Origin of the sequence: Streptomyces lienomycini (assembly GCF_027947595.1) — a bacterium.
GTDB lineage: Bacteria > Actinomycetota > Actinomycetes > Streptomycetales > Streptomycetaceae > Streptomyces > Streptomyces lienomycini.
Genome location: NZ_CP116257.1, coordinates 3,109,621 through 3,122,997, shown reverse-complemented (window position 1 = coordinate 3,122,997; position 13,377 = coordinate 3,109,621). Strand labels below are relative to the sequence as shown.

The window sequence follows — 13,377 nt, the reverse complement described above, 5'->3', positions numbered from 1 at the left end:
GTTGCGGTCGTGACCGTAAGGGCGGCGTTCATCCACGGTCAACCCTTCGTGCACACCCGGAAGTTGAAGCGCGACCCCTTTACGGCGCCGCCTCGCACGGGTAACTTCCCACTGCCGTAAGAGGTTTCTGCAACTTTCCGTTCTCGCTTTCAAGGTCTGGGCGGTCGACCGCCCGTGGCCGCGCCGCCGCGCCCTGGTCAGGCACGCACGGAGGGCATCGCCGGCGACATGGCCTTCAAACGCCGCTGCACCGACGGCGGCACGGACAGCTTCGCCCTCGTCACCGTCTCGGGCGGCGCCACCTACGGCCGCCTCACCGTCGCCGCACCCGGCAAGGGGAACCTGCGGGTGTACGTCCTGGACGGGGCCGGGAGGATCGGGACGGAGGGGCCGTACTTGAAGTAGGCCGGCGGTGGCGGTCGGAACTCGAACGCCCGCCCCCTCGTCCTGACTGGTGAACCTGCCGGTGAGGACGAGGGAACGGAGTGCGATGACCGACTGGGCGGTCTGGACGCGCGGGCGTGGACGGGTGCTCGCCGGGGCGGCGGTGGTCACCGCGCTCCTGCTGTCGTTCCACCGGTTCGTACCGAACACCGTGGGCGGCCTAGGCAGTCTGCTGGAGTCCTTCCTGCCGTGGCTCGGTGTGGTCGTCGTGGTGCTGCTCGTGCTGGCGCTGGTGCGCCGCTCGGCGCTCGCGCTGGTGGCGCTGCTGCTGCCGGTGGCTGCTTGGACGTACCTCTTCGGCGGGCTGCTCCTGCCCGCGCCGGATCCCGGCGCCGACGACCTGGTCGTGGTGCAGCACAACGTCAGCGACGAGAACACCGACCCCGAGGGCACGGCGCGTGCCCTGGTCCGTGCCGGGCCCGACCTCGTCGCGCTGGAGGAGCTGGTGCCGCCGGCGCTGGAGGTTTATGCGAAGACCCTCGCCCCCGACTATCCGTACCGGACGGTCCGGGGCACCGTCGGGCTCTGGTCTAGGTATCCGCTCTCCGGTTCGCGTCCCCTGGACATCAAGCCGCGGGGCATCGAGGAGGAGTGGGAGCGCGGGCTGCGGACCGTGGCGCACACGCCGCGCGGTGAAGTCGCCCTCTACGTCGCGCACCTGCCGTCGGTCCGGGTGGGGGCGGGCGGTCTCGCGTCGTCCTGGCGGGACGAGAGCGCCGGCCTGCTGGGGGACGCCCTGGCCGCGGAGGAGCTGCGCAGGGTGGTGCTGCTGGGCGACCTCAACGGCACGGTCGACGACCGGGCGCTGGATCCTTTGACGACCCGGCTGAACACGGCCGAGCGGGGCCTCGCCTTCAGCTTCCCCGCCGGGGTTCCGCTGGCCCGGATCGATCAGGTGATGGCCCGTGCCGGGGCCGTGGGCGCCCTCCGCACCCTGCCCGCCACCGGCAGCGATCACCTTCCGGTCGTCGCACGGGTCACCTGGGACTGAAGCAAACCGCTTGCGGTGTTTGCGTTAGCCTTTCGCCTGTGACGCGACGACTTGCTCAGGTGGCGAAGAAGGTTGGGGTCAGCGAGGCCACGGTCAGCCGGGTGCTCAACGGCAAGCCGGGGGTTTCCGAGGCGACCCGGCAGTCCGTGCTGAGCGCGTTGGACGTCCTGGGCTACGAGCGGCCCACCCAGTTGCGGGGCGAGCGCGCGCGGCTGGTGGGTCTGGTCCTGCCGGAGCTGCAGAACCCCATCTTCCCGGCGTTCGCCGAGGTCATCGGCGGCGCACTGGCCCAGCAGGGGCTGACCCCGGTGCTGTGCACCCAGACCAAGGGCGGCGTCTCGGAGGCGGACTACGTCGAGCTGCTGTTGCAGCAGCAGGTCTCCGGTGTGGTGTTCGCGGGCGGTCTGTTCGCGCAGGCGGACGCCCCGCACGACCACTACCGGCTGCTCGCCGAGCGGAACATCCCCGTGGTGCTCATCAACGCGTCGATCGAGAATCTGGACTTCCCGTGCATCGCGTGTGACGACGCGGTCGCCGTCGAGCAGTCCTGGCGGCACCTGGCCTCCCTCGGCCACGAACGCATCGGCCTCGTCCTCGGCCCCTCCGACCACATCCCCTCCCGCCGCAAACTCGACGCCGCCCACCACACCGCCCACGCCGCCGGCATGGAACTGCCCGACACCCACGTCGAACGCGCCATGTTCTCCCTCGAAGGCGGCCAGGCCGCCGCCACCCGCCTCCTCGACCGCGGCATCACCGGCATCATCTGCGCCAGCGACCCCCTCGCCCTCGGCGCCATCCGCGCCGCCCGCCGCCGCGGACACCACGTACCCCACCACGTCTCCGTCATCGGCTACGACGACAGCGCCTTCATGACCTGCACCGAACCACCCCTCACCACCGTCCGCCAACCCATCGAAGCCATGGGACGCGCCGCCGTCGACCTCCTCTGCGCACAAATCCAAGGCACCGAAGTCCCCCACGGCGAGCTGCTCTTCGAACCGGAACTCGTGGTCCGGGGCTCCACGGCGCAGCCGGCCGCCCGCTGACGGCTTCCCGTTCTCCTTCTTGACCGCAAGTTCCTTGCGGGAAATGGCAGTGGCTTGCGGCCACCCGACGTAGCTCGTGAAAGCCGCTGATCCGGGCATGCCCCGACGCCTCTCCGGCGCTCACCGATACCAACGGGCCCTGCCGCACGGCCACTTCACGCTGCCCATCCTGTAGACGACTCAACATATCTCTGCAACTCTGCGAGCGCTCCGCGTAAATGTCAGAGAACATTGAGTGTCTACCTGATGTGGGGACAGATGAGGAACCGGAACTGGAGATCACGTGTTCTGTGCACCGTGGTCGCGACCAGTCTCCTGGCGTTGGGAGGACCGCTGCTGTCGGCCACGGCAGCCGGTGGTCCCAACATCGCCGTGGGGGACGCCACGGCGGCGAGCAGCTCGCACGGCGAGTACGGCGCCGCCAACATCACCGACGGGGACCAGGATTCGTACTGGCAGAGCGGCGGCGGCAGCCTGCCCCAGTGGGTGCAGACCGACCTCGGCTCCACCGAGCGGATCGACGAGGTCGTCCTGAGACTGCCGGCCGGCTGGGAGAGCCGCGAGCAGACGCTCTCCGTCCAGGGCAGCGCCGACGGCACGAGCTTCGGCACGCTCAAGACCTCCGCCGCCTACGCCTTCGACCCGGGTTCGGGCAACACGGTCACCGTGTCCTTCCCGGCCACGCGAACACGGTTCGTGCGGGTGGACATCACGGCGAACACCGGCTGGCAGGCGGCCCAGCTCGCCGAACTGGAGGTGCACGCGGCCGGGGAGTCGTCCGTGAACCTCGCCGCGGGCCGACGTCTGACGGCGAGCGGTTCCACGGGTGCGTACCCGCCCGGCAACGGCAACGACGGCAACAGGGCCACCTACTGGGAGAGCGCCAACAACGCCCTGCCGCAGTGGCTCCAGGCCGACCTCGGCTCCACCCGCCGGATCGACCGCGTCGTGCTGCGGCTGCCGGACGGCTGGCCGGCCCGGAGCCAGACCCTCAAGATCCAGGCCAGTGACAACGGCTCGGACTTCACGGATCTGACCGCGTCCAAGGCGTACACCTTCGACGCGGCGGGCGGTCAGTCGGCCACGATCACCTTCGACGCGACCACCACGCGCCACGTGCGGGTCCTGGTGACGGCCAACACCGGTCAGCCCGCCGCCCAGGTCTCCGAGCTGGAGGTCTACGGACCGGCGACGGGTGACACCCAGGCTCCCACGGCCCCGGCGAACCTGGCGTTCACCGAGCCGACCACCGGGCAGATCAGGCTGACCTGGAACGCGTCCTTGGACGACACGGCCGTCACGGGGTACGACGTCTACGCCGACGGCGAGCTGCTGACCTCGGTCGCGGGCGACGTCACCACGTACACGGACACCCGGCCCACCGGCGCGACGGTCACCTACCACGTGCGGGCCAAGGACGCGGCCGGCAACCAGTCGGGCGACAGCAACTCGGTCACCCGCCGCGCCGGCACCGGCGACACGCAGGCGCCCACGGCGCCCTCGAACCTCGCCCTCACCGAACCGGCCGCCGGGCAGGTCAAGCTGACCTGGACCGCGTCCACCGACGACAAGGGAGTCGCCGGGTACGACGTCTACGCCGACAACAGGCTCCGCAAGAGCGTCGCCGGTGACGTCACCACGTACACCGACACCCAGCCGGTGTCGGCGAACGTGACCTACTTCGTACGGGCGAAGGACGCGGCCGGCAACGAGTCGGGCGACAGCAACTCCGTGACCCGCACCGGCAGCGGCGGCGACGGATCGAACCTGGCCGTCGGCAAGCCGATCAGCGCCTCGTCCTTCATCCACACCTACGCCGCCGAGAACGCCAACGACAACAGCACCTCGACCTACTGGGAGGGTGCGGCGGGCAGCTACCCGAACACGCTGACCCTGAAGCTGGGCGCGAACGCGGACGTCGACCGCGTCGTCCTCAAGCTCAACCCCGACAGCAACTGGTCGAAGCGCACCCAGAACATCCAGGTGCTCGGCCGCGCCCAGGACGCCTCCGGCTTCACCTCGCTGGTGGCGGCGAAGGACTACGTCTTCGATCCGGCGGGTGGCGGCAACAGCGTGAGGATACCCGTCGGCGAGCGGGCCGCGGACGTCCAGCTGAGGTTCACCTCCAACACCGGGGCGACGGCCGGGCAGGTCGCCGAGTTCCAGGTCGTCGGCACCCCGGCACCCAACCCCGACCTCGAGGTGACGAAGCTGACCGCCTCCCCCGACTCCCCCGTCGAGTCGGACGAGATCACGGTGTCCGCGACGGTCCGCAACAGCGGTGCGGCCGACGCACCGGCCGGCAAGGCCGCGATCCGGCTGGGCGGCACCAAGGTCGCCACCGCCGAGGTTCCCGCCCTGAAGGCGGGTGCGCAGAGCACGGTCAGCGCGTCCGTCGGGGCCCGCGAGGCCGGGTCGTACGAGCTGAGCGCGGTCGCCGACGAGGCGAACGAGATCATCGAGCAGAACGAGACCAACAACACCTACACGCGTCCCGACCCGCTGGTCGTCAGGCCCGTGCAGAGCTCCGACCTGGTCGCCGCCGCCGTCACCACCTCGCCGTCCGGTCCGGCCGCCGGTGACGACGTGACCTTCAAGGTCGCGCTGAAGAACCAGGGCACCCAGGACTCCGCGAGCGGCAGCCACCCGGTGACACTCACCCTGGTCGACTCCAAGGGCGGCACCGTCAAGACCCTCTCCGGCGCGCACTCCGGTGTCATCGCCGCGGGCACGACGGCCCCGGCCGTGAGCCTCGGCACCTGGAAGGCGGTCAACGGCTCCTACTCCCTGAAGGTCACCGTCGGCGACGACGCCAACGAACTGCCGGTCAAGCGGGAGAACAACGCCTCCACGCAGCCGCTGTTCGTCGGGCGCGGCGCCAACATGCCGTACGACATGTACGAGGCGGAGGACGGGACGGTCGGCGGCGGTGCCACGGTGGTCGGCCCCAACCGGACCATCGGCGACATCGCGGGCGAGGCGTCCGGGCGCAAGGCCGTCCACCTCGACAGGACCGGTGAGTACGTCGAGTTCACCACGAAGGCGGACATCAACACCCTGGTGACCCGCTTCTCCATCCCGGACGCGCCGGGCGGCGGCGGCATCGACGCCACGCTGAACGTGTACGTCGACGGCGTCATGAAGAAGGCGCTGCCGCTGACGTCGAAGTACGCCTGGCTGTACGGCGCCGAGGCGTCGCCTGGCAACTCCCCCGGTGCGGGCGCCCCGCGGCACATCTACGACGAGGCGCACCTCATGCTGGGCGAGACCGTCCCGGCGGGCAGCACGATCCGGCTGCAGAAGGACGCGGGGAACACCTCCGACTACGCGATCGACTTCGTCAACCTGGAGCAGGTCTCCGCGGTGGCGAACCCCGACCCGGCGGCGTACGCGGTACCGGCCGGGTTCACGCACCAGGACGTGCAGAACGCGCTCGACCAGGTCCGCATGGACACCTCCGGCACGCTGGTCGGCGTGTACCTGCCGCCCGGCGACTACCAGACGTCGAGCAAGTTCCAGGTGTACGGCAAGGCGGTCAAGGTGATCGGGGCCGGTCCCTGGTTCACGAGGTTCCACGCGCCCACCACGCAGGACAACACCGACATCGGCTTCCGCGCCGAGGCGAGCGCGAAGGGCTCGACGTTCGCGAACTTCGCCTACTTCGGCAACTACACGACCCGCATCGACGGGCCGGGCAAGGTGTTCGACTTCTCCAACACCTCGGACATCGTGATCGACAACATCTGGAACGAGCACATGGTGTGCCTGTACTGGGGCGCCAACACCGACCGGATGACGATCAGGAACTCCCGGATCCGGAACATGTTCGCCGACGGCATCAACATGACCAACGGCTCGACCGACAACCTGGTGTCCAACAACGACGCCCGGGCGACCGGTGACGACAGCTTCGCGCTCTTCTCGGCGATCGACGCGGGCGGCGCGGACATGAAGAACAACCTGTACGAGAACCTGACGACGACGCTGACCTGGCGTGCCGCGGGTCTCGCCGTCTACGGCGGCTACAACAACACGTTCCGGAACATCCACATCGCGGACACCCTGGTCTACTCGGGCATCACCATCAGCTCGCTGGACTTCGGCTACCCGATGAACGGGTTCGGGACCGAGCCGACGACCTTCGAGAACGTCTCGATCGTCCGGGCCGGCGGGCACTTCTGGGGCGGGCAGACCTTCCCCGGCATCTGGGTGTTCTCGGCGTCCAAGGTGTTCCAGGGGATCAGGGTCGACAACGTCGACATCGTCGATCCGACCTACAGCGGCATCATGTTCCAGACGAACTACGTGGGAGGTCAGCCGCAGTTCCCGATCAAGGACACCGTCTTCACCGACGTCTCGGTCACGGGCGCGCACAAGAGCGGTGACGCGTTCGACGCCAAGTCCGGCTTCGGCCTGTGGGCCAACGAGATGCCCGAGGCGGGGCAGGGTCCGGCGGTCGGTGAGGTCACCTTCAACGGGCTGAAGCTCAGCGACAACGCCGTGGACGTCCGCAACACGACGTCCACCTTCAAGATCGTTCGCAATCCGTAGTCCCGTAAGGCGCTGACTGGCGCAAGTCTCTTGCGGAGACTTGCGCTAGTCTTGCGTCTGTGACGCGACGACTTGCTCAGGTGGCGAAGAAGGTTGGGGTCAGCGAGGCCACGGTCAGCCGGGTGCTCAACGGCAAACCGGGAGTGTCGGAGACGACCCGGCAGTCCGTGCTGAGCGCGCTGGACGTCCTGGGCTACGAGCGGCCCACCCAGCTGCGGGGCGAGCGCGCCCGCCTGGTGGGCCTGGTCCTGCCGGAGCTGCAGAACCCCATCTTCCCGGCGTTCGCCGAGGTCATCGGCGGCGCACTGGCCCAGCAGGGGCTGACCCCGGTGCTGTGCACCCAGACCAAGGGCGGCGTCTCCGAGGCCGACTACGTCGAGCTGCTCCTCCAGCAGCAGGTCTCGGGGGTCGTCTTCGCCGGCGGCGGACTGTTCGCCCAGGCGGACGCCCCGCACGACCACTACCGGCTGCTCGCCGAGCGCAACATCCCCGTGGTGCTCGTCAACGCCTCGATACCCGATCTCGGCTTCCCCTGCGTCGCCTGCGACGACGCCGTGGCAGTAGGACAGTCCTGGCGGCACCTGACGTCACTGGGGCACGAGCGGATCGGTCTCGTCCTCGGCCCCTCCGACCACATCCCGTCCCGGCGGAAGCTGACGGCCGCCCGCGAGGCCGCACAGGCAGCGAACGGCACCCTGCCCGACACCCACGTCGAACGCGCCATGTTCTCCCTCGAAGGCGGCCAGGCCGCCGCCACCCGCCTCCTCGACCGCGGCATCACCGGCATCATCTGCGCCAGCGACCCCCTCGCCCTCGGCGCCATCCGCGCCGCCCGCCGCCGCGGACACCACGTACCCCACCACGTCTCCGTCATCGGCTACGACGACAGCGCCTTCATGACCTGCACCGAACCACCCCTCACCACCGTCCGCCAACCCATCGAAGCCATGGGACGCGCCGCCGTCGACCTCCTCTGCGCACAGATCCAAGGCACCGAAGTCCCCCACAGGGAACTGCTCTTCGAACCGGAACTGGTCGTCCGCGGCTCCACCGCACAGGCAGCCGTCCGGTAGCTCGGCACGCGACTTCTTCGGCTGACTGTCAAGCAATTACGAAATCGGCGCGAGATATTGCGTTCACTTGTTCGCGGTGGTTGAGTGAGCGGCGCCCCACAACGCATCGGCGGTGGGGCGCCTTCCACGTTCATGCCCGAAGGGGACCACCCATGAGAAGTGCTCGGTTCCGCCGTACCCGCCGTGCCGGCGCCATCACGCTCGTCTCCGCTCTCACCCTGACCGCTCTGGCCGCCTGCGGCACGAGCAGCAGTGACGACGGCGGTTCCGAAGGCGGCAGCGGGTCCTCCGACCCGGCTGCCCCGCTGGATCCGAAGACCAAGGTGACGATCACCATCGACTGCATGCCGCCCACGGCGAAGGCGGCCGAGCTGAAGGAGTGGAAGGAGGACGTCGAGGAGTTCAACAAGACCTACCCCAACGTCACCATCGAGGGCCGCTCCACCCCGGGCCAGTGTCTGGAGCCGCCGCGCTTCACCGCGATGCTGAAGGCGAAGTCGCAGCCCGACGTCTTCTACACCTACTTCACCGATCTGCCGCAGGTGCTGGACAACGACGGCGCCGAGGACATCACCGCGTACGTCAACGACAAGACCGTCCCGCTGCTGAAGGACATCGACCCCGGCGTCCTCGGCTCGCTCAAGCACGAGGACAAGCTCTACGGCCTGCCCACCAGCAATTACACGATGGGCCTGCTGATCAACCGCAAGCTCTTCGAGAAGGCCGGACTCGACCCGGACACCCCGCCGCGCACCTGGGAGGAGGTCCGCACCGCCGCCAAGAAGATCGCCGGCCTGGGGGACGGGATCGCCGGGTTCGGCGAGTACAGCGCGGGCAACACCGGCGGCTGGCATTTCACCGCCCAGATGTTCAGCATCGGCGGCGAGATGGTGGACGAGAGCGGCAAGAAGGCGGCGTTCAACGACGCGTTGGGCAAGCAGGTCGCCGAGAACCTCCACGCCATGCGCTGGGAGGACGAGAGCATGGGCAAGACCCAGCTGCTCCAGTGGGGGGACCTGCAGAAGCAGATCGCCACCGACAAGCTCGGCATGTTCCTCGCCGCACCCGACGACATCACCTACATGGTCCAGCAACTCGGCGCGGACTACGAGAACTTCGGCATGGGGCCGATACCGGGTGCGAAGAACACGCTCGCCGGCGGCAACAGCTACATGATCAAGAAGGGGATCTCCGCCGACAAGGTCAAGGCGGCCGTGGCGTGGCTGAACTTCGAGAACCTGACCGTGGGCAAGGGGCAGTTCGACTGGGCCCGCAAGAAGTCCGACAAGCTGCCGGTCGGTCTTCCGCAGCCCAACTTCTGGCTGAACGAGTCGAAGAAGACGGACGACGCGGCCCGGGTCGAGCACGCCACCATGCCGGTCGAGAACTTCAAGGCGTTCATGGACAACCCGGTCCCGGGCATGGCCGAGCCGCCGAAGGCCCAGGAGGTCTACAAGGTCCTGGACAACGTGATGTCCGGCCTCCTCACCAACGAGGACGCCGACGTCGACAAGCTGCTCTCCACCGCCGAGCAGCAGGTCAACCAGGTTCTGGCCACGCAGTGACCGGCTCCCTCGGGGGGCGGGCCGCACCGCTCCCCGGGGCCCATGAGACCAGCCCCAAGGAGCGACGATGTCGGCCCCCAGCCTGACCCCGAGCAAGGCGGCGAGAGTCCGCCACGCCCAGCCGCCGGTGGGCGGCCCGCCCCGGCGCGGCGGGTCGTTCGGCAGGAGCCTGAAGCGCAACCTCACCGCGCACGGCTTCCTGATCGGAGCGGTTCTCTGCTTCGCCTTCTTCTCCTGGTACCCGATGGTCCGGGAGTTCTTCCTCGCCTTCCAGAAGACGGACCAGGGCGAGGTCTCCTGGGTCGGCCTGGAGAACCTGCAGACGGTCTACAACGACCCGGCCTTCTGGCAGGCCTGGCGCAACACGGCGCTGTTCACCGTGCTGGCCCTGGTGTTCGGCTTCGCCGTGCCGTTCGTCGTCGCGATCGTCATCAACGAACTGCGGCACGGCAAGGGGTACCTGCGGCTGCTCGTCTACCTGCCGGTGATGCTGCCGCCCGTCGCCTCCGTGCTGCTCTTCAAGTACCTGTACGACCCCGGCTACGGCCTGCTCAACGAGGTGTTCGGCTTCTTCGGACTGCCCGAGCAGCAGTGGCTGCAGGATCCCGACCTCTCCATGCTCTCCGTGGTCATCGCGTCGACGTGGATGAACATGGGCGGCGCGGCGCTCATCTACCTGGCCGCCCTCCAGGGCATCCCCGGCGAGCTGTACGAGGCGGCGGAGCTGGACGGCGCGGGGCTGCTGCGCAAGATCTGGCACGTGACGATCCCGCAGACCCGGCTCATCCTCTCGCTGATGCTGCTGATGCAGGTCATCGCCACCATGCAGGTCTTCGTGGAGCCCTTCCTGCTCACCGGCGGCGCCGGCCCCGAGGGCTCGACGACCACGGTCGTCTACCTCATCTACCAGTACGCCTTCAACTTCAACGACTACGGCGCCGCGGCGGCCCTCGGCCTGCTGCTCCTCGTACTGCTGGCCGGTGTCTCGGCGGCGTACGTGAAGCTCAGCCGCGCCGAGGACGAGTAGAGCCGGGGGAAACCACAGATGTCCACACGCACGCTCATCTCACCGGCCCAGCTCGCCCGGCCCCGCGGAAAGCGGCTGTACTGGATGGTCTTCGGCCTCGTCGTCGCCCTGTTCACCGTGGTCTTCCTCGGCCCGATGTACTGGATGGTCTCCAGCGGCTTCAAGAACACCCAGGAAGCCGTGCAAACCCCGCCGACGCTGGTCCCCGAATCCTTCCAGCCCGACAACTACACGCAGGCGTGGACCGTCATGGACCTGGCCGGCCTGCTGGGGAACACACTGTTCTACGCGTTCGGGGCGCTCGCCTTCCAGTTGGTGTTCGACGTGGCGGCGGCCTACTCCCTGTCCAAGCTCCGGCCGATCTTCGGCAAGGCCGTCCTCGGCCTGATGCTGGCGACCCTGATGATCCCGGCGACCGTGCTGGTCGTGCCGCAGTACCTGACGGTGCTCGACGTGCCGATCTTCGAACGCAACCTGCTGAACACGCCGTGGGCCATCTGGCTGCCCTCGGTGACCAACGCCTTCAACATCTTCCTGCTGAAGCGGTTCTTCGACTCGATTCCCCGGGAACTGCTCGACGCCGCCTCCATGGACGGCGCCTCCCCGATGCGTACCCTCTGGTCGATCGTCCTGCCGATCTCGCGGCCGATCCTCGGCGTGGTGTCCATCTTCGCCATCGTGGGCGTCTGGAAGGACTTCCTCTGGCCCATGCTGACCCTGCCCGACCCGGCCAAGCAGACCCTGAACGTCGGGATCTACTCCCTGTCCAACGGGGTGCCCGTGAACGTGCTGATCGCGGCGCTCACCATGGCCTCGCTGCCGACCGTCATCATCTTCCTGATCTTCCAGCGCAACATCATGAGCGGACTCACCGCCGGAGGGCTCAAGGGCTGAGGGCCCCAGGGCCGAGGCGCTCGCCGCCCGCCCGCCTCCCGGCTCGTCCCGTCAGCCTTCGCCGCCGGCCCGTCCGACGCCCCGCTCCGTCCGGGCCGGCGGCGAAGATCCACCCTGCCCGAAAGGACCGTCACGTGGCAGCCCCCAACTCGCACCGCTCCGAAGACTGGTGGCGCGACGCCGTCATCTACCAGGTGTACCCCCGCAGTTTCGCCGACGGCGACGGCGACGGCACCGGTGACCTCGCGGGCGTGAGGGCGAGACTGCCCCATCTCGCCGAACTCGGCGTGGACGCCGTCTGGTTCACCCCCTGGTACGTGTCGCCGCTCGTCGACGGCGGTTACGACGTCGCCGACTACCGCACGATCGACCCCGCCTTCGGCAGCCTGGGCGAGGCCGAGAAGCTGATCGCCGAGGCGCGGGAGCTGGGCATCCGCACCATCGTCGACATCGTCCCCAACCACGTCTCCGACCAGCACGCCTGGTTCCGGGCCGCGCTGGAGGCCGGGCCGGGCAGCGCGGAGCGGGAGCGCTTCCACTTCCGCCCGGGTCGCGGCGCACACGGTGAACTGCCGCCCAACAACTGGCCGTCCCAGTTCTCCGGCCGCACCTGGACCCGGGTCCCGGACGGCGAGTGGTATCTCCACCTGTTCACCCCGGAGCAGCCCGACCTCAACTGGGCGCACCCCGAGGTGCGCCGGGAGCACGAGGAGGTGCTGCGCTTCTGGTTCGAGCGCGGGGTGGCCGGCGTACGCATCGACTCGGCCGCCCTGCTCGCGAAGGACCCCGCGCTCGCGGACTTCGAGGAGGGCGTCGACCCGCATCCGTACATCGACCAGGACGAGCTGCACGACATCTACCGCTCCTGGCGCGAGGTCGCCGACGCCTACGGGGGCGTGTTCGTCGGTGAGGTGTGGCTGCCCGACGCCGAGCGCTTCGCCCGTTATCTGCGCCCCGACGAACTGCACACCGCCTTCAACTTCAACTTCCTGTCCTGCCCGTGGGAGGCGGGCCGGCTGCGCCGCACCATCGACGACACCCTGGCCGAGCACGCCCCCGTCGGCGCCCCGGCCACCTGGGTGCTCTGCAACCACGACGTGACCCGCACGGTGACCCGGTACGGCCGCGAGGACACCGGGTTCGACTTCGCGAAGAAGACCTTCGGCACGCCGACCGACCTGGCCCTGGGCACCCGGCGCGCGAGGGCCGCCGCGCTCCTGACGCTGGCGCTGCCCGGGTCCGTCTACCTGTACCAGGGGGAGGAACTCGGCCTGCCCGAGGCCGACATCCCGCGCGACCGCATCCAGGACCCCATGCACTTCCGCTCCGGGGGCGTCGATCCGGGCCGGGACGGCTGCCGCGTACCGCTGCCCTGGACCGCCGACGCGCCGTACTGCGGGTTCGGCTCCGAGACCGCGCCCTGGCTGCCGCAGCCGGAGGGCTGGTCGGCGTACGCGGCGGACCTCCAGAGCGCGGACCCGGCGTCGATGCTGTCCCTGTATCGCGAGGCGCTGGCCTTGCGGCGCTCCACCGCGGGGTTCGGCGACGGCCCGCTGGACTGGCTGCCCGCACCGGACGGTGTGCTCGCGTTCCGGCGCGGGGAGGGCCCGATGTGTGTCGTCAATCTGTCCGGCGCCCCCGTCGAGCTGCCCGCGCACCGCGCCGTCCTCCTCGTCAGCGGGCCGCTGGACGGCGACGGCAGGCTGCCGGGCGACACGGCGGTGTGGCTGCGCGCCTGACGCGGTGGGGGCCCGCCGTCGCCGGTCGTCCCGAGGCGAGGCAG

The 13,377-nt window shown here is 69.4% G+C and carries 8 protein-coding genes and 1 pseudogene; all 9 read left to right on the top strand.

The window, feature by feature from the left end:
- Window positions 1–195 precede the first annotated feature (195 nt).
- Window positions 196–405: pseudogene (locus tag BJ961_RS13995) on the top strand (hypothetical protein); the annotation flags it as partial.
- Window positions 406–490: 85 nt separating this feature from the next.
- The gene (locus BJ961_RS13990) at window positions 491–1,435 is read left to right on the top strand and encodes an endonuclease/exonuclease/phosphatase family protein (protein WP_271321632.1); all 945 of its coding nucleotides are present in this window, start codon (window positions 491–493) and stop codon (window positions 1,433–1,435) included.
- A 38-nt stretch (window positions 1,436–1,473) separates the two neighbouring features.
- Entirely contained in the window at window positions 1,474–2,484 is a 1,011-nt protein-coding gene (locus BJ961_RS13985) for a LacI family DNA-binding transcriptional regulator (protein ID WP_271321631.1), read from the top strand.
- A gap of 258 nt (window positions 2,485–2,742) precedes the next feature.
- Window positions 2,743–7,035, top strand: coding sequence for a discoidin domain-containing protein (locus BJ961_RS13980; protein ID WP_271321630.1), 4,293 nt, complete (start codon window positions 2,743–2,745; stop codon window positions 7,033–7,035).
- A 59-nt stretch (window positions 7,036–7,094) separates the two neighbouring features.
- Entirely contained in the window at window positions 7,095–8,108 is a 1,014-nt protein-coding gene (locus BJ961_RS13975; protein WP_271321629.1) for a LacI family DNA-binding transcriptional regulator, read from the top strand.
- Between the two features lie 152 nt (window positions 8,109–8,260).
- Window positions 8,261–9,673: an extracellular solute-binding protein gene (locus BJ961_RS13970; RefSeq protein ID WP_271321628.1), complete on the top strand. Its 1,413-nt coding sequence runs from the start codon at window positions 8,261–8,263 to the stop codon at window positions 9,671–9,673.
- Window positions 9,674–9,740: 67 nt separating this feature from the next.
- Window positions 9,741–10,700, top strand: coding sequence for a carbohydrate ABC transporter permease (locus tag BJ961_RS13965; protein ID WP_271321627.1), 960 nt, complete (start codon window positions 9,741–9,743; stop codon window positions 10,698–10,700).
- Window positions 10,701–10,718: 18 nt separating this feature from the next.
- Window positions 10,719–11,594, top strand: coding sequence for a carbohydrate ABC transporter permease (locus BJ961_RS13960; protein WP_271321626.1), 876 nt, complete (start codon window positions 10,719–10,721; stop codon window positions 11,592–11,594).
- 134 nt (window positions 11,595–11,728) lie between these two features.
- On the top strand, window positions 11,729–13,333 hold the full coding sequence (locus BJ961_RS13955) for a glycoside hydrolase family 13 protein (RefSeq protein ID WP_271321625.1): 1,605 nt from the start codon (window positions 11,729–11,731) through the stop codon (window positions 13,331–13,333).
- Window positions 13,334–13,377: the final 44 nt, after the last annotated feature.